This is a genomic window from Kluyvera genomosp. 2 (genome assembly GCF_036759865.1).
In the GTDB taxonomy this organism is placed as follows: Bacteria; Pseudomonadota; Gammaproteobacteria; order Enterobacterales; family Enterobacteriaceae; genus Kluyvera; species Kluyvera ascorbata_B.
On record NZ_JAPKIA010000014.1, the window covers coordinates 133,877 to 151,946 of the forward strand.

12 protein-coding genes and 1 pseudogene are annotated in these 18,070 nt (G+C 55.6%); 8 read left to right on the forward strand and 5 right to left on the reverse strand.

What is annotated here, in order from left to right:
• Positions 1-120 precede the first annotated feature (120 nt).
• The 3 genes and pseudogenes from bglG to V6942_RS16270 all read left to right on the forward strand — a co-directional run bounded on the left by bglG (position 121) and on the right by V6942_RS16270 (position 4,329).
• The gene (bglG, locus tag V6942_RS16260) at positions 121-954 is read left to right on the forward strand and encodes a transcriptional antiterminator BglG (RefSeq protein ID WP_106924421.1); all 834 of its coding nucleotides are present in this window, start codon (positions 121-123) and stop codon (positions 952-954) included.
• Between the two features lie 26 nt (positions 955-980).
• Positions 981-2,919, forward strand: a pseudogene (gene bglF, locus V6942_RS16265) (PTS beta-glucoside transporter subunit IIABC).
• A 15-nt stretch (positions 2,920-2,934) separates the two neighbouring features.
• The gene (locus V6942_RS16270) at positions 2,935-4,329 is read left to right on the forward strand and encodes a glycoside hydrolase family 1 protein (protein ID WP_182930310.1); all 1,395 of its coding nucleotides are present in this window, start codon (positions 2,935-2,937) and stop codon (positions 4,327-4,329) included.
• Positions 4,330-4,432: 103 nt separating this feature from the next.
• On the opposite strand, the gene V6942_RS16275 is transcribed toward V6942_RS16270, so the two are convergent.
• Positions 4,433-5,167, reverse strand: a complete 735-nt coding sequence (locus tag V6942_RS16275; RefSeq protein ID WP_182930311.1) for a class I SAM-dependent methyltransferase — start codon at positions 5,165-5,167, stop codon at positions 4,433-4,435.
• 131 nt (positions 5,168-5,298) lie between these two features.
• On the opposite strand from V6942_RS16275, the gene mdtQ reads away from it, so the two are divergent.
• Positions 5,299-6,738, forward strand: coding sequence for a multidrug resistance outer membrane protein MdtQ (gene mdtQ / locus V6942_RS16280; protein ID WP_333501491.1), 1,440 nt, complete (start codon positions 5,299-5,301; stop codon positions 6,736-6,738).
• Between the two features lie 359 nt (positions 6,739-7,097).
• Entirely contained in the window at positions 7,098-7,754 is a 657-nt protein-coding gene (locus V6942_RS16285; protein ID WP_106924426.1) for an oligogalacturonate-specific porin KdgM family protein, read from the forward strand.
• Between the two features lie 77 nt (positions 7,755-7,831).
• On the opposite strand, the gene V6942_RS16290 is transcribed toward V6942_RS16285, so the two are convergent.
• The gene (locus V6942_RS16290) at positions 7,832-8,404 is read right to left on the reverse strand and encodes a DedA family protein (RefSeq protein ID WP_106924427.1); all 573 of its coding nucleotides are present in this window, start codon (positions 8,402-8,404) and stop codon (positions 7,832-7,834) included.
• A gap of 153 nt (positions 8,405-8,557) precedes the next feature.
• On the opposite strand from V6942_RS16290, the gene V6942_RS16295 reads away from it, so the two are divergent.
• On the forward strand, positions 8,558-9,145 hold the full coding sequence (locus V6942_RS16295) for a Yip1 family protein (RefSeq protein WP_106924428.1): 588 nt from the start codon (positions 8,558-8,560) through the stop codon (positions 9,143-9,145).
• A 179-nt stretch (positions 9,146-9,324) separates the two neighbouring features.
• Positions 9,325-10,278, forward strand: a complete 954-nt coding sequence (gene pbpG / locus V6942_RS16300) for a D-alanyl-D-alanine endopeptidase (protein WP_106924429.1) — start codon at positions 9,325-9,327, stop codon at positions 10,276-10,278.
• Positions 10,279-10,285: 7 nt separating this feature from the next.
• Here pbpG and V6942_RS16305 read toward each other — a convergent pair whose 3' ends face one another.
• Entirely contained in the window at positions 10,286-10,840 is a 555-nt protein-coding gene (locus tag V6942_RS16305) for a GNAT family N-acetyltransferase (protein WP_106924430.1), read from the reverse strand.
• A gap of 132 nt (positions 10,841-10,972) precedes the next feature.
• Positions 10,973-12,694 (reverse strand): D-lactate dehydrogenase, encoded by a 1,722-nt coding sequence (dld, locus tag V6942_RS16310; protein WP_106924431.1) that lies wholly within the window; start codon positions 12,692-12,694, stop codon positions 10,973-10,975.
• 199 nt (positions 12,695-12,893) lie between these two features.
• On the opposite strand from dld, the gene bglX reads away from it, so the two are divergent.
• Complete coding sequence (gene bglX, locus V6942_RS16315) at positions 12,894-15,191, forward strand: beta-glucosidase BglX (RefSeq protein WP_333501492.1); 2,298 nt, start codon at positions 12,894-12,896, stop codon at positions 15,189-15,191.
• Positions 15,192-15,284: 93 nt separating this feature from the next.
• Here bglX and V6942_RS16320 read toward each other — a convergent pair whose 3' ends face one another.
• Positions 15,285-17,951 (reverse strand): autotransporter outer membrane beta-barrel domain-containing protein, encoded by a 2,667-nt coding sequence (locus tag V6942_RS16320; protein ID WP_420107852.1) that lies wholly within the window; start codon positions 17,949-17,951, stop codon positions 15,285-15,287.
• Positions 17,952-18,070 lie beyond the last annotated feature (119 nt).

An 18,070-nucleotide genomic window follows, 5' to 3' on the forward strand; every position in this document is an offset into this window, starting at 1 on the left:
TATTGAGTCAATCCACTTTTAAATGAAATGCTCGTAGCCGATTGTTACTGCTACGGCAGGCAAAACCTGATTATCTGACCTTTGTCAGAAGTCAGGTTTTTTTGTTTCTGGGGTTCGTAAATGCAGATCGCCAAAGTACTTAATAATAATGTGGTGGTGGTTCTGGATGAACACCGGCGTGAGCAGGTGGTGATGGGGCGAGGGCTGGCCTTTCAGAAACGCGTCGGCGATTCACTGGATGAGTCGAAAATCGAGAAAATTTTTGCCCTGCAGAGCGATGAGCTGGTGGGGCGTTTAAGTGAACTACTCAGTCAGATACCGCTTGAGGTGATGACCACCTGCGACCGGATTATCGAACGGGCGCGCGAACGGCTCGGCAAGCTGCAGGAAAGCGTGTATATCACGCTGACCGACCATTGCCACTTCGCCATTGAGCGGCAGAAAAAGGGCGTAGCCTTGCGTAACGTGCTGCTGTGGGAGATCCGACGGCTATACCCGAAAGAGTTTGCGCTCGGCCAGGAAGCGCGTGCGCTGATTGCGCAGCGCCTGGGCGTGTCGCTGGCGGAGGATGAAGCCGGTTTTATTGCCCTGCATCTGGTGACCGCGCAGCTTAATAGCGAAATGCCTGAGGTGATGCACGTCACCCGAGTGATGCAGGAGATTCTCCAGCTGGTGAAGTATCAGCTGCATCTTGAGTACAACGAAGAGTCATTAAGCTACCAGCGCTTTGTGACTCATCTTAAGTTTTTCGCCCAGCGAATGCTGACGCGCACGGTAGTAGAGGATGACGACGCGGAGCTGCATAGCGCGGTGAAAGACAATTATCCCAAGGCGTGGAAGTGCGCGGAAACGGTGGCGCTGCATTTGCAAAACGGCTATCAGCGTGCGCTGACGACGGAAGAGATTATGTTTCTCGCCATTCATATTGAACGGGTGAGAAAAGAGGGGCGTTAACCCCTTTAAAACTGGATTGTTACTGCATTACGCAGGCAAAACCTGAGCGCGACGCTACCCGGCGGCGTGCTCGGGTTTTTTTGTTTTTTATACCCGGTCAAGGAATACAGCATGAAATACAAAGCACTCGCGCAGGATATTCTCCGCCACGTCGGCGGCAAAGAGAATATTGTGAGTCTGGTTCACTGTGCCACACGGCTGCGTTTTAAATTGAAAGAGAGCGGCAGAGCCGATGCCGAGGCCCTGAAGGCGCACCCTGGGGTGATCATGGTGGTCGAGAGCGGCGGCCAGTTTCAGGTGGTGATTGGTAATCACGTTCATGATGTCTGGCAGGCGGTGCGCCATGAGGCTGGAATCACCGATGACAGCGAACCGGTTGCGGAAAAGGGGGAGAAAACGTCGCTGCTGGGCCAGCTTATCGACATCGTCTCCGGTATTTTTGCACCGTTTATCGGTGTGATGGCGGCCACCGGTCTGCTGAAAGGGCTGCTGGCGCTGGCGCTGGCGTGCGGCTGGCTAAGCCCGGAGCAGGCGACGTATAAAATCTGGTTTGCCGCCAGCGACGCGCTGTTCTTCTTCTTCCCGCTGTTTCTCGGTTATACCGCGGGGAAAAAATTTGGCGGCAACCCGTTTATTACCATGGTTATTGGCGGCGCGCTAACGCATCCGCTGATGATACAGGCCTTTGAAGCGGCCCAGGCCCCGGGGGCGACGGCGGAGTATTTCCTCGGTATACCGGTGACGTTTATCAACTACAGCTCGTCGGTGATCCCTATCATTCTTGCTGCCTGGGTCAGCTGTTGGATTGAGCGACGTAGCAACGATCTGTTGCCTTCGGCGATGAAAAATTTCTTTACCCCGGCCATTTGCCTGGCCATTGTCGTTCCGCTGACTTTCCTGATCATTGGCCCGGTGGCGACCTGGCTTAGCCATATGCTGGCGAACGGTTACCAGATTATCTATGTGGTCGCGCCGTGGCTGGCTGGGGCGGTGCTGGGAGGGTTATGGCAGGTCTGCGTGATCTTTGGTCTGCACTGGGGGCTGGTGCCGCTGATGATCAACAACATGACTGTGCTCGGCCATGACTCGATGCTGCCGATCGTTCTGCCGGCGGTGCTGGCACAGGTGGGTGCCGTGTTGGGGATCTTTCTGGCAACCCGCGACGTGCGCCAGAAAGTGCTGGCAGGGTCGGCGTTTTCTACCGGGTTGTTTGGTATTACCGAACCGGCGATCTACGGCCTGACGCTGCCGCTGCGCCGCCCGTTTATCTTCGGCTGCGTAGCCGGTGCGCTCGGCGGGGCCATTACCGCGTTCAGTAATAGCTATGCCTTCTCGTTCGGTCTGCCCAATATCTTTTTCCCGGCGCAGATGATTCCACCGGGCGGCATTGATGCCAGCGTCTGGGGCGGGCTCATCGGCACCGCGGTAGCCTTTATTGTCGCCTGTGCGCTGACCTTTTTTGCCGGGCTGCCGCGCAACGCCGCCGCGCCGGTCGCGGTCGCGATGGCCACGGTAAAGGATGTGCTGGCCCCTATGAGCGGCACCGTACTGGCGTTGGAGCTGGTACCCGACACCACGTTTGCCAGCGGTCTGCTGGGTAAAGGTGTGGCCATCATTCCCAGCGAGGGCAAGGTGATGGCTCCGTTTAGCGGTGAAGTGGCCTCAATTTTCCAGACCAGGCACGCCATTGGGCTGCAAAGCGACAGCGGTATTGAACTGCTTATCCACGTCGGTATTGATACCGTCAAACTCGACGGCGCGCCGTTTACCGCGCACGTCCAGGAAGGGGACAAAATTCAGGCGGGCGATCTGCTTTTAACCTTCGACCGCCAGCAAATTCTCGACGCCGGTTACGATCTGGTGACGCCCATTCTTATCAGCAACAGCGACGACTATCCGGGGCTGGAAATCGTTGCCGGCAGCGCCGTTCAGGCCGGCCAGCCGCTGCTGACCCTTACGCATTAATCACAGGAGAGAGAGATGAAAACATTCCCGCAGACGTTTCTTTGGGGCGGCGCCACCGCTGCAAACCAGATTGAGGGCGCATATCTGGAGGAGGGGAAAGGACTGTCCACCTCCGATGTGCAGCCGCACGGCGTGTTTGGCGAGGTGGTTGAACGGGTGGAGGGTGACAGCGCGCTGAAAGATGTGGCTATCGATTTCTACCATCGCTACCCGGAAGATATCGCACTGTTCGCTGAAATGGGCTTTAACTGCCTGCGCGTGTCCATTGCCTGGACGCGTATCTATCCGAACGGCGACGACGCGCAGCCGAATGAGGCCGGGCTGGCCTTCTACGACAAACTGTTTGATGAAATGGCAAAATACAACATCACGCCGCTGGTGACGCTGTCGCACTATGAAATGCCGTGGGCGCTGGTAAAAAACTACGGCGGCTGGGGCAACCGTCAGGTGATTGGCTTCTTTGAGCGCTATGCACGTACCGTGTTTGAGCGCTATAAAGGCAAAGTGAAGCTGTGGCTGACCTTTAACGAAATCAACATGTCGCTGCATGCGCCAATGACCGGGGTCGGCCTGCCGACGGGCAGTAGCAAAGGGGAGGTGTACCAGGCCATCCATCATCAGCTGGTGGCTAGCGCGCTCGCGGTCAAAGCCTGCCATGAGATCGTGCCGGAAGGTAAAATCGGCAATATGTTGCTGGGCGGACTGGTGTATCCGCTGAGCTGTAAACCGGAAGACGTCTTTAAAACATTGCAGGAAAATCGTAGCTGGATGTTCTTTGGTGACGTCCAATGCCGCGGCGCTTATCCGGGCTATATGCTGCGGGAATTGCGCGATAGCGGCATTACGCTGGCGATTACCGACGCCGACCGTGAAGCGCTGCGCTCCACCGTTGATTTCATCTCTTTCAGCTACTATATGACCGGCTGCGTCACCGCTGATGAAGCGTTGAATCAGAAGGCGCGCGGCAATATCCTCAACATGGTGCCAAACCCTCATCTGGCCAGCTCGGAGTGGGGCTGGCAGATCGACCCGCTAGGCCTGCGCACGCTGCTGAACGTGCTGTGGGATCGTTATCAAAAACCGCTGTTCATCGTGGAAAATGGCCTGGGGGCGAAGGATAGCGTGGACGCCGACGGCAGTATTCATGATGACTACCGCATTAGCTACCTGAACGATCATCTGGTGCAGGCGCGCGAAGCGATTGAAGACGGCGTTGAGCTGATGGGCTTTACCAGTTGGGGGCCTATCGATCTGGTTAGCGCGTCAAAAGCGGAAATATCTAAACGCTATGGCTTTATTTACGTCGACCGCCACGATGATGGAACGGGCACGCTGGCGCGCAGTAAGAAAAAAAGCTTTGGCTGGTATAAAGAGGTGATTGCGACCAACGGCGCGAGCTTGAAAGCGTAAGCCTCGGTGAATTGCCGGATGGCGCTTGCTTATCCGGCCTAAAAGTATCCCCACCTCTGGTAGGCCGGATAAGGCGTAGCCACCATCCGGCAATCCTCCCAATTCACGCTGGCTTACGCGCGCGCAGAATAAAAATCATCGGCCGCTCTTTCTCTTCACCCAGCGCTGGGTTAACGGCAATCTGCGCTGCCGTTGGTCCCCATTCATTCAGGTATTCAATAACAAATCCGGCGGCCACCAGCGCGTTGATCCAACTGCCAAGCGTCCGGTGCTGCTTCTTCACGCCGTCGGCAAACCAATTGCTGATACGCTCGCCTTCCTGCTGATAATGGCTAACCGGCCAGCTTTTCTGCCCCTGTTCATCTTCCTGCCAACCTTGCTTGAGCGGGGCGGTATAGATAGGGTGTTCTGCGGAAAATAGCAGTGTACCACCCGGCGTCAGAGCCTGATAAACGCAGGTGAGCAGCGGGGTAATATGAGGCAAATAGTGCAGCGCCAGCGAGCTGTACACCATATCACAGCTGTTAGCGGCAAGCGTGAGGGTCTGCAAATCTTCACAACGGTATTCAATGTCTGCGCCGTCGGTCATCTCCCGCGCCCGCTCCAGCATGAGGCTGGAGAGATCGTATCCGGTAACCTTAGCGGCGCCCTGATCGCGCGCCCAGCGGCAAAACCAGCCGTAGCCGCAGCCGAGATCGACAACCCGTAAACCGGCGAGCGACGGCAGCATATCCTGTATCGCGGGCCATTCCGGCGCGCCGTCCAGCCCCTTGACCGAACGGTCGAGCGTGGCATAACCGGCAAAAAACTGCGGGTCGTCGTAAATATTCTGACTCATGTTCACTCCCTGAAGGCGAAATGTTTGTGGCTGTCGTTAAGTGTGTCCGTCTGTGTTCCCACACGCGTTACTAAAAGGAAGGCGATCATTTAATTTATGATAGCCGCCTCTGTGTTTAACCGACGTATCTCATGAACCTGACTCTGAAAACACGCGCGCTGTCTGGCTTGACCCTGCTCCTCGCGCTGGCGGGCTGCGCCCCTTCGCATGATATTGGCAACCCGATGACGCTGCAGATGCCGGCTTCACAGGTGACAACGACCTTACCCGCGGCGCTGAAGAACGGCTGGCCGCAGAGTCAGTGGTGGCAAGACTATCATGATGCCCAGCTCAATAACTTGATTCGTCGCGCGTTGGCGAATGCTCCGGATATGCAGATTGCTGAACAGCGCATCAAGCTTGCGGAAGCGCAGGCGCGGATGTCGAAATCGGCGCTGGGGCCGGAAGTCGATTTCGGTGCCGATCTTGAACGACAGAAAATGTCGGCTGAAGGTCTGATGGGACCGTTTGCTACCGATACCGACGGCAATACCGGCCCGTGGTACACCAACGGCACCTTTGGCCTGACCGCCGGTTGGGATCTTGACCTGTGGGGAAAAAACCGCGCCGAAGTGCAAGCACGCATTGGGGAAGTGAAGGCGCAGGTGGCCGAGCTGGCGCAGACCCGCGAGCTGCTGGCCAGCAGCGTGGCTCGTCTGTACTGGCAGTGGCAGACCGAAGCGGCCATTCACGGCGTGCTGGAGCAGGTAAAAAGCGAACAGAATACGATTGTCAGCGTTGACACCTCGTTGTATGAGCATGGCATCACCGACTCCGCTGAAGGGGCGGAAAACGACATTAACGTGAGTAAAACCGATCAGCAGCTGGCCGACGTTGAAGGCAATATGAAAGAGATTGAGGCCCGGCTTATGGCCTTAACCAACGCCCAGAGCCAGCCGCTGAACCTGCGTCCGGCTACGCTGCCCGCCGTGGCCAGCAAAATGCCGTCCCGGCTGGGCTATGAGCTGTTAGCCCGCCGTCCGGATCTGCAGGCCGCACACTGGTATATCGAGGCTTCGCTGAGCGAAATCGACGCGGCAAAAGCGGCGTTCTATCCCGATATCAATCTGATGGCGTTCCTGCAACAGGATGCGCTGCACTTAAGCGATCTGTTCCGCCACTCGGCGAATCAGATGGGCGTGACGGCCGGGCTGACGCTACCGATTTTTGACAGCGGCCGGTTAAACGCCAATCTGGATATCGCCAGCGCGCAGAATGGTCTGTCGGTGGCGAAATACAACAAAGCGGTGGTTGATGCGGTAAACCAGGTGGCAAAAACCGCCAGTCAGGTGGAAACGCTGATGGCAAAAAGCCAGCGGCAGGCGCAGGTGGAGAAAGACGCCATGCGGGTGGTTAACCTGGCGCAGGCGCGGATGAACGCCGGGATTATTCCGGGTTCGAAGGTCAGTCTGGCGAAGCTGCCGGTGCTACAGGAGCGTATTAATGCGTTACGCCTGCACGGCCAGTGGCTTGATGCCAGCATTCAGCTAACCTCGGCGCTGGGTGGCGGTTATCACGTCAACGAAAAGTAAGGCTCCCGGCGTTCGCTTCCCCCTGCATTTCGTTTGCAGGGGGAAAATGAAAAACAAATATTCAGATTAAATAGTATTAACCGCTAATATATTTTCTCAAAATCTAATTTTTATTTTAATTAAAAATAACGATAGCGCTTGAATTAAAATATGTCTGCGATCACGTATTTATCTTTAAATGCATGACACCTGTCTACACGCCCCCTAATATCGCTCCCCAGAAAAATAATATCTTTTTGGTTTTAATGTATATTTATTGATAATTACATTTGCTTTTTAAATATTACAGCCAGTTCCTCACTGATTTTTATTAACAAAAAGCAGAGGACGATTGCGTGAAAAAATTAATAACCTTTGGAATGCTGGCGCTGGTCAGCGCATCGGCAAGTGCGGTTACCATTGACCTGCGCCATGAATATACCGACACCTCGCAGGGCCAGAAAGACAGGGTGCTGATCTCTCATCGTTTTGGTAACGGCTTTGGCTTCTCGGTGGAGGCCAAAACCAAGTCGGGCGGCGAGCATTCGGATAAAGCCTTTAATGATGTTGTTGATAATGGCGATGAATATGTCGTTAGCTATCAGTTTAACGCCATGCCGAATATTGCGATTCAACCCGGCTTTGCGTTGGAAACATCGTCATCGAAGGCGATCTATAAACCCTATATTCGAGGGCAGTATAATTTCGAAGGCGGTTTTTATATTGCGGCCCGCTATCGCTATGAATATGCCCGTGACACCTCGGCGGATAAAGACGATGAGCATATTAACCGTGGCGATCTGTGGCTAGGCTATAAAACCGGGCCGTGGGCGTTTGAGGGCAATTATCTGTATAAAAAGAGCCAGGATTATAATCGCTATGACAACGGCAAAGACGATTACGAACTGGATTTCAAAGTGGCCTACAGCATTGATAAAAACTGGAAGCCCTATGCGCAAATTGGCAACGTCTCCGTCAGCAGCACCGAGGAAGACCGTCAGACGCGTTACCGCGTAGGGGTTCAATACTCCTTCTGATGCTGATGCCCCCGGACGAGGCGCGTACCGCCAACTCCGGACAGTGCCCGGCGGCGTGAACGCCGGGCCGGGTATCCTTATTCCTGCGGCTTTTTCGCCTCACGCCGTTTGAACCACCAGCGTGCGGCGACCACCAGCACAATCGCCAGCGCCAGCCAGATGAGATGCTTCAGGTGTTTATCAAGATGGTGAAGCCACGGGCCTATTGCCTCGCCACCCAGATAACCAAGGGTCGTAAACAGCAGCGCCCACACCACTGCGCCAAAGATATTCAGCGGCAGAAAAATTTTCGGAGGCAGGCCGCTGGCGCCAATCAGCAGCGGGCCGATGACGCGAAAGCCGTACATAAAGCGGGTACCGATCACGAACAGATAGGGGTGGTTCTTAATCAGCCTCTGCGCCTTACGAATTCGTGCCCGGTGGCGCGAGAAGCGCCTCAGCAGTCGCCCGCCGAACTTTCTGCCCAACAGATACAGCACCTGATCGCCAATCATGCCGCCCAGCGCCACGGAGATCACCACCAGCGGAAATTTCAGCAGCCCCTGATGGGCAGCCACACCGCCTAGCAGCGTAATCGTTTCGCCTTCCGCCATGCTGCCGATAATTAACGCGGCGTAGCCATAATGGGAAATCAGGTTATTGATATCCATACAAACACTCACTCCTTACAACATCATACTATTCATCATACACCCTCACGGCGAGATTGCAGGGCCCGCTATTTTTTGCGTTGTACATAAAATAATCATTGCTGTGAATTATACTTACAGCAACGTGGTACGAAGCCGTGCAGAGGAGGCGTTATGAACCATGTATGGGGACTGTTCTCCCACCCTGATAAAGAAATGCATGTTATCCGTAGCGAGAACGAAACCGTTTCTCACCACTACGTGCATCATGTGCTGGTCATGGCGGCCATTCCAGTGGTCTGCGCGTTTATTGGCACCACTCAGCTGGGCTGGAATTTTGGCGACGGTAACGTGGTCCGGCTGTCGCTGATGACCGGCCTGGGCATGGCGGTACTGTTTTATGCGCTGATGCTGGTTGGCGTCGCGGTGATGGGGCGCGTTATCTGGTGGATGGCGCGCAACTATCCGCAACGTCCGTCGCTCAAGCGCTGTATGGTGTTTGCTGGCTACGTTGCGACGCCCATCTTCCTGAGCGGCATCGTGGCGCTCTACCCGCTGGTGTGGCTGTGTGCGCTGGTCGGTACGGTGGCGCTGTTCTACACCGGATATCTGCTGTACGTCGGCATTCCCACCTTCCTGAATATCGATAGAGAAGAGGGGCTCAGTTTTGCCAGTTCAACCCTCGCCATCGGCGTGCTGGTGCTGGAGGTGCTGCTGGCGCTGACCGTGGTGCTGTGGGGCTACGGCTACCGGCTGTTCTGAGTGCCTATATGCATTGCTGATGTGAATTTAATTACGTCAGCAATGCAGCATTTGTTCACCATTATTTTCTGGTAGATGCCGCGTTCTACGCGCTATGATGGGCTGTTCCGCTTCGCAATCGTTTAGGGCGAAGCGGCTGTCTATCATAATGTGCATAAATAACCACCAGAATACTCACCATGCAGAAATTTCGCGTTTCCCTGCTCAGCCTTGCTTTCGTGCTGGCTGTGCCTTTTGCGCCTCAGGCGAGTGCTAAAACCGCCGTCTCCGCCGTGGCTTCGCAGCCGGAAATTGCCTCCGGTAGCGCGATGATTGTCGATCTTGAAACGAATAAAGTCATTTATGCCAACCAGCCCGATCTGGTGCGACCGATGGCGTCAATCACCAAGCTGATGACGGCGATGGTGGTGCTGGACGCACACCTGCCGCTGGATGAAATGCTGACTGTCGATATCAGCCACACGCCGGAGATGAAAGGGATCTACTCCCGCGTGCGCCTCAACAGCCAGATTAGCCGTAAAAATATGCTGCTGCTGGCGCTGATGTCCTCTGAGAACCGCGCCGCCGCGAGCCTCGCGCACCATTATCCGGGCGGCTATGATGCGTTTATCCGCGCCATGAATGCCAAAGCGAAGGCGCTGGGTATGACCCGCACCCGCTACGTTGAGCCGACGGGGTTGTCGATTCATAACGTCTCCACCGCGCGCGATCTGACGAAGCTGCTGATTGCCACCAAACAGTATCCGCTGATTGGTCAACTGAGCACGACGAAAGAAGACACCGCCACCTTTGCTCGTCCTGCCTATACGCTGCCGTTCCGCAACACCAACCATCTGGTGTATCGCGATAACTGGAGCATCCAGCTGACGAAAACCGGCTTTACTAATGCGGCAGGCCACTGCCTGGTGATGCGCACCGTCATGAACAAGCGCCCGGTGGCGATGGTGGTGATGGATGCGTTCGGCAAATATACCCACTTTGCCGACGCCAGCCGTCTGCGTACCTGGGTTGAAACCGGGAAGGTGATGCCGGTACCGGCCGCGGCCCTGAGCTATAAAAAGCAGAAAGAGGCCCAGGTGGAAGGCGACATCGCGAAAGCCCAGCGTAGCGGGCAGACCACCCAGGACGATTAAGTTCTCTTTATTCCGGCAACGTCCAGTCACCATCGTTGAGTGGGCGTTGCATAATAACCGTATCCCGCCAGTCCCCCATCTTGTAGCCGACGCTTCGCAGCTGACCGACCACTTCAAAACCGTGTTTTTTATGCAGGCGCAGCGAGCCGGTATTGTTATTGCCGTCGCCGATCACCGCCAGCATTTGCCGCCACGGGCCCTGTTCGCATACTGCAATCAGCGCCGCGAGCAGGCGGCTACCGATACCGTGGGCGGTCATGCTGGTATCAATGTAGATAGACTCTTCCAGCGTGTAGCGATAGGCCGGGCGAGGGCGGTAGGGGCTGGCATAGCAGTAGCCGACAATTTCACCGCGATAGAGCGCCACCAGCCAGGGAAGCCCCTGCTCCTGGATATGCAGCATCCGCTGCTGCATTTCATCGATGGACGGCGGGACTTCTTCAAATGAGGCGCGCCCATTGAGGACGTGCCAGGCATACAGCGCGGCAATAGCCTGAACATCGTCGGCCTGCGCGTTGCGGATTTCAATATCGGCGTTGCAGGTGACATCAAGCGTAGACATCATTGAATTCCTTATGGTTAACCGTGTTGCCCGGACCGCAGGCCGGATAAGCGCAGCGCCATCCGGCACTCAGCGGCATATTGCCGGATGGCGCTGCGCTTATCCGGCCTACAGGTTTCGAGCTACCTCACATCATGCGTCGGTTTTTTCGCCCCAGTTTTTCAACTTGCTGGTTTTACCGATCCCCGGGTTCATACTATTGGTCGGATCGTTTTCGCGATAGTGGCGTTTGAGATTGTCATCGGCTTCGTACAGATGGCCAACGTTATGCTCCGCCGGATACTGTGCGCCGCGCTCGCGCAGCAGTGCCAGCATTTGTTCTTTTAGCGCGTGGGCATCGACGCCTTTTTTGACAATATAATCCTGATGGAAAACGTGGCACATAAAGTGGCCGTAGTAGAGCTTATGCACCAGTTGGCTATCGATCTCCGGCGGTAAATGCTCAAACCACTCGGTGTCGTTACGACGCAGCGCGATATCCAGCGCCAGGATATCCTCAACGTCGTCGGCGTGCACCGCCTGGTAGCGAATAGCCGCGCCTGCCGCGGCGAAGCGGTGCAGGAACGCTTTACTGCCTTCTTCCGGCGTACAAACGAAGAAATCACCTTCGGCCTGTTTAAAGTATTCCACCAGCCATGCCTTGGCTTCATCAATGCCGTCGCCCGACATTTTCAGCAGCAGATGATGTTCGTACTTATCGCGCCAGGTTTTCATGCGCTCCGGCAGGTGCGCCGGGAACGCGTGGCCCAGCTTCTGCATAAAGCGGTCGGTAAAGTGCGGTTTGAACAGCGACACTTTTTCCAGCATGGCATCGGTACGGCCTTTCAGGGTGAAGAAGAACGGCATTTTGTCGGTGCCGAGCTTATCAATCATCAGGAAGGTGTCTTTGCCGTACTGCTCAGCAATATCGTAGATATCGCGGTGCATATACTCGCCCGCCACCGGCAGGTTGTTAAACTCGGCGAGAATATGACGGCGGATTTCGGTCAGCACATCCGGCTGGTTGGTGCCAATGTAGAATACCTGCTGGCGTTTTTCTGCCGGGAAGGTATCAAGACGCGCGGCGAAAACCGCCAGCTTGCCCGCACACCCGGAAGACTCAAACAGACGGTCCGGATCGGCATTATAGCGTGCCGGTGTATCGGCGTTGACGTCGCGTACGCGGTTGACGTAGTCGTGATCGTGAGCGTGGCGTCCGTCGTGCTGTACATCGCTGTCCTTCACGCGATCGTCATCAAGCTTGCTGAGGATCTGCTCTGGCGTTGTGCCCAGATCGATACCCAGATGGTTAACCAGCGTCAGCTTGCCGTTTTCGTCAATGCGGGCAAACAGCGACATCTCGGTATAGGCCGGGCCGCGTTGGACCAGAGAACCGCCAGAGTTGTTGCAGATCCCGCCGATGACCGACGCCCCGATGCAGGAAGAACCAATGACCGAGTGTGGCTCGCGGCCCAACGGTTTGAGCGCTTTTTCCAGCGAATAGAGCGTGGTGCCCGGCCATGCCAGCACCTGCTCGCCTTTATCCAGCAGGTGCAGCTTATCGAGGCGCAGGGTGCTGATAATCACGATATCGCGATCGTAGTCGTTGCCGCTAGGCGTTGAACCTTCGGTCAGACCGGTGTTAGCAGCCTGCATCAGAATAATTTTATCCGCATTGACGCAGGCGTTCAGCACCCGCCACAGTTCCAGCAGCGAACCGGGGAAGACCACGGCCAGCGCTTCGCCGTTGCCGGAGCGGAAGCCCTTGCGATAGCGGGCGGTTTTCGCCGGGTCGGTCAGCAAGTGAGCGTGACCAACCAGACGGGAGAGTTCGTTAATCAGGGCATTATTATCGGTTGTGGTTTGAGCAGCCATTTTCCACTCCTTGTGGTGGGGCAAATTTGTCGTCTCTAAGAATAGCGCTTTGTATGATCATTGGGGGAGTGAATGTTTCTAAAAATCAGAGAATAACCTTGGCTTTCTTTACCCCGCTCCTTTAACTTTATGGCAAACTGCGGTTTTTCATCGACTCTCAGCCGCTCTACCCGGCATGGATAAAAGAGACTACAAAAATATGAAATGGTTATTTTCTGTTGGCGTCGCCGTGAGCCTGGCGCTACAACCCGCTCTGGCGGAGGATCTGTTCGGCAACCATCCGTTGACGCCGCAGGCGCGGGACGCGTTTGTGACCGAGCTGCTGAAAAAAATGACGGTCGATGAAAAAATCGGTCAGCTGCGCCTGATTAGCGTCGGGCCGGATAACCCGAAAGAGGCTATCCGCGACATGATTAAAGACGGCCAGGTAGGGGCGATTTTCAATACCGTCACCCGTCAGGATATCCGTGCGATGCAGGATCAGGTGATGTCGCTCAGCCGCCTGAAGATTCCGCTGTTCTTTGCCTACGATGTGGTGCACGGCCAGCGCACCGTCTTCCCGATTAGCCTCGGCCTGGCCTCAACGTTTAACCTTGATGCGGTGAAAACCGTCGGTCGCGTGTCGGCCTATGAAGCCGCCGACGATGGCCTGAACATGACCTGGGCGCCGATGGTTGATGTCTCGCGCGATCCGCGCTGGGGCCGCGCCTCAGAAGGATTCGGTGAAGATACCTATTTAACCTCCATCATGGGTGAAACCATGGTGGAAGCGATGCAGGGGAAAAGTCCCGCAGATCGCTATTCGGTGATGACCAGCGTTAAACACTTCGCCGCCTATGGCGCGGTGGAAGGCGGTAAGGAGTACAACACCGTCGATATGAGCCCGCAGCGTCTGTTCAACGACTATATGCCGCCGTATAAAGCGGGGCTGGATGCGGGCAGCGGCGCGGTGATGATCGGCTTAAACTCGCTGAACGGCACCCCGGCCACCTCCGATGCCTGGCTGCTGAAAGACGTGCTGCGCGACCAGTGGGGCTTTAAAGGCATCACGGTCTCCGATCACGGGGCGATTAAAGAGCTGATTAAACATGGCGTTGCCGCCGACCCGGAAGATGCCGTACGCGTGGCGCTGAAGGCCGGCATTGATATGAGCATGAGCGACGAGTACTACAGCAAGTACCTGCCGGGGCTGGTGAAGGCGGGCAAAGTGACGATGGCCGAGCTCGACGACGCCACGCGGCATGTGCTGAACGTGAAATATGATATGGGGCTGTTTAACGACCCCTACAGCCACTTAGGGCCAAAAGACTCAGACCCGCAGGATACCAACGCCGAAAGCCGTTTGCATCGCGCCGAGGCCCGTGAGGTGGCGCGCCAGAGCCTGGTGCTGCTGAAAAACCGTCTGGACACTCTGCCGCTGAAGAAAAACGCTACCGTCGCGGTGGTTGGCCCGTTGGCCGACAGCCAGCGTGACGTGATGGGGAGCTGGTCTGCCGCCGGCGTCGCCGGTCAGTCGGTGACCGTGCTGAGCGGCATTAAAAATGTGATGGGCGGCGAAGGCAAAGTGCTGTACGCCAAAGGCGCAAACGTCACCGCCGACAAAGGCATCATCGACTTCCTGAATCTGTATGAAGAAGCGGTGAAGGTCGACCCACGTTCGCCGCAGGCGATGATTGACGAAGCGGTCAACGCCGCCAAACAATCTGATGTGGTGGTTGCGGTGGTGGGGGAAGCGCAGGGCATGGCCCATGAAGCGTCCAGCCGCACTGAAATCTCGATTCCGAAAAGCCAGCAGGATCTGATAGCCGCGCTGAAAGCTACCGGCAAGCCGCTGGTGCTGGTGCTGATGAACGGTCGTCCGCTGACGCTGGTGAATGAGGACCGCCAGGCTGACGCCATTCTGGAAACCTGGTTCGCCGGTACCGAAGGCGGTAATGCCATTGCCGACGTGCTGTTTGGCGACTACAACCCCTCCGGTAAACTGCCGATGTCGTTCCCGCGCTCCGTGGGGCAGATTCCGCAGTACTACAGCCACCTCAACACCGGGCGTCCGTACAATGCCGACAAGCCGAACAAGTACACCTCGCGTTACTTTGACGAAGCCAACGGCCCGCTGTATCCGTTTGGTTACGGTCTGAGCTACACCACCTTCTCGGTTTCTGACGTGAAAATGTCCGCGCCGAGCATGAAGCCGGACGGCCGGGTCACCGCCAGCGTGCAGGTGACCAACACCGGCAAGCGCGAAGGGGCGACGGTGATTCAGCTGTATCTGCAGGATGTGACGGCGTCAATGAGCCGCCCGGTGAAACAGCTGAAGGGCTTTGAGAAGGTGACCCTCAAGCCGGGTGAGACCCAGACCGTGAGCTTCCCGATTGACGTAGAGGCGCTGAAGTTCTGGAACCAGCAGATGAAGTACGCCGCTGAGCCGGGCAAGTTCAATGCCTTTATTGGCGTGGATTCTGCGCGCGTTAAGCAGGGTGAGTTCGAGCTGTTGTAAGCGTGATCTTGATGTCGTGAACTTCTCCGCGGAGGCGGAGAAGTTCAGCGACCGCTCATCGGGGGGGCGACCGATGAGCGTCATCTGGCGTGCTTAGAAAGCGTATTTGATACCTAACATACCTTGTGTATCGCTGTAGCCTTTATCCCCGATCTGCTGGGCAACGTTGCCCCAGATATGCAAATTATTCCCCAGTTGCCCTTCGACCCCAGCCTTCAGTTCGCCAATGTTGCGCGTCCCGGCCTGGTAGTTATAGACGCCATTCATTGCGACGCCATACGACTGGCTGTTATAAATCCAGTTGGCTTCAACAAAGGGCTGAAACTCGCGGTTCTTGCCGTCGTCAATGGCGTTATGCCCTTTAATAAAGGCTTTTACGCCGAGACGCGTTTGCAGATTACCGTCGTTTTTACCTTTCACCCGCGTGCCGTTGGCTTCGGTGTGGGTATCGGCCTGCACGTCCATCCATGTTAACTGTGCTTTAGGCTGGATCCAGTAGGTCGAGCGGCCGTCGCTACGTTCGCCCATCAGGTAGCTGTAGCCGCCTTCGATGGACGCGGTGATCCCATCAGAGTCGTACTTCTCCGTGGCGAGCTGTTGCCCATAGACTTTGTTATTAAACCAGTTATAGAGGAACCAGGTATCCACGTAGGTTCCGGTTTTGTCGGCTTCATTCGCGTACCAGGTTCCATAAAGCCCGACGCTATAGCCGGTCACCTGCCCACGGGAGTGATAACGGGTGACGTTAGAGCGGGTATTGCTCTGACTGTTGCCGTAGCCTGCCATCAACCCCAGATGCCAGCGATCCAGCCCGTTGGTGCTCCACTGCGCAATATCCCCGCCAAGCTGCAGGACATAGCGGTTACTTTGGGTACTCGACTGGCCGCTGGAATCTTTAAAGCGGGTGTGACCGCCAATGTTTCGCAGCCACATGCTGGTGACTTTCTCTTCACCGGTCAACCGGTCGATGTACTGGGTATCGCCCAAACGATCGTGCAGGCGGGTGTTAAACATCGAGTTAGCGGCTGCGAGGTTGGCAATATAGGCTCCGCTTTCCGGACGCATGGTGGGCTGTTCCGGGTTGACGATGGGAACTTCCGCAGCGGGGTCGGGGGTCGGCTCTGGCTCAACGATCGGGGCCGCGGCATTAAGCAGATACCAGTTAGCGGACTGCGTTCCCTCTCCACGCTGCAGGGCGTAGTCATAACTCCCGGCAACAATACGCCCGGACTGCACAAACTCGCCGTCAGAGAGGCCATCGACGTGAATCACTTCAATCCCTGTAATGGTTTTATCACCGCTACCGCCGGCGTTATTGATGGCCACCCGAGTCGTCCCGGAGGTATCTCCCTGTACGATCAGCTTATCGGTTAAGGAATTATCATCCCCCAGCACCGTGTTGAGCACCAGCAGCCCGCCGTTACCTACATAGTTACCGTACACGGTGAGCGTTTTCGGTGTTAAGGGATCGCCGCTGCCCGGCGCCTGGAATAGCAGCGTGGCGCTATCCAGCGTCAGGTTGGTTAACGTTGAATCCTTCGTCATTGTCCACAGACTGTCGCTACCCATGATGTTGAGATTAACCGTTGATGCAGCATCGACGCTGGAAGAGCCTAAAAAACGGGAGGTATCAGACATATTCAGCGCAACCGTGCCGCCGCTGGTGGCGTCAATATTGCCTTCAATATCAAAAACCCCTTCGGTGTCAGACAGGGCGGTTCTGTCGATATTGAGCCTATCCAATCTGTTGTAATCATCAGCGATGACCGGCACCGCAAGGGATTGGCTGGAAATAATGGAACCCACCCCTTTGGCCTGGATAACATTGGCGCTGTTGGCGGCTCTCAGTTTTGCACCGCCCTCCAGGTAGACGCTACCTGGGCGTACGTTATCGGTATAAGTACCCTGCTGTTCGGTGGAAGCATAAATGGCGTAAGCGTTGGCACCGGTAGTCGAAATATCGACACCATCGCCTAACTGGATCAGCCCACCTTTGTTGGCATAGACGGCATGGCCCGCGCTAGTTGCCGTGGATATTTCAGAGTTCTTGCCGATGAAGACGTAGGAGTTTCCTAAGGTGTTATTATTTTTTCCCTTAAGAATATCCATAATACCGATGCCGTTAGTATCCGTATTTCGGTTACCGGCATAGACGGCATAACCTTTGCTGTCGCTAGTGTTAGATGCGCTGCCGGTGCCCGTCACCTTAATGACATTACTGCCCGCCAGGATAATAATGCTGTTTGCCCCGGCGTTCTGGAAGTTATTGGCTCTGACGGCGACGCCATCTTTCACCGAAATGTTGGCCGACTCTGTCACATAAACCAGAGAGTCATAATTATTGTTAAAATCAGACGCGACGTTTATCCCGTCGGCGGATGAACCCGTGGTGGTAATGGTGAGGTTTTTGGCCCTGAAGTATATGGCTTCACTGTTGCCCCTGATCGCATCGGCGGCTGACCCAGTGGTGCTAATCGTAACGTTGTTTAGCAAGTAGGTATTTGCGCCATTAGTCTGCAGATAAGCGCCAAATCCCGCTAGCGGCTGGACGGTTCCAGACCCAGAGACGGTAATATTTACGGTATCATAGCTGCTCAACGGTGTTCCACCGTAAAAGTAAAGGACGTTATCGTAATCCAGTACTGAGTCAGAATAAGCAACAGGAATGTGGCTTCCTACTGAGATGAGAGCAACAGCAATGCTCAGCGCGGTCCTTTTAAAAAAAGTTTTTTTATCGATGTATCTCTTTGTGTTGTTCATCTGCGCACCTCTTCCTTAAAGACGCTGACTGTTGGTTGATAGATAATTAATTGCTGATGAATTAATGAGAACCAAAGCCAGCCCCACAGCTATTTAATGGATAAATATCTGCTGGTATT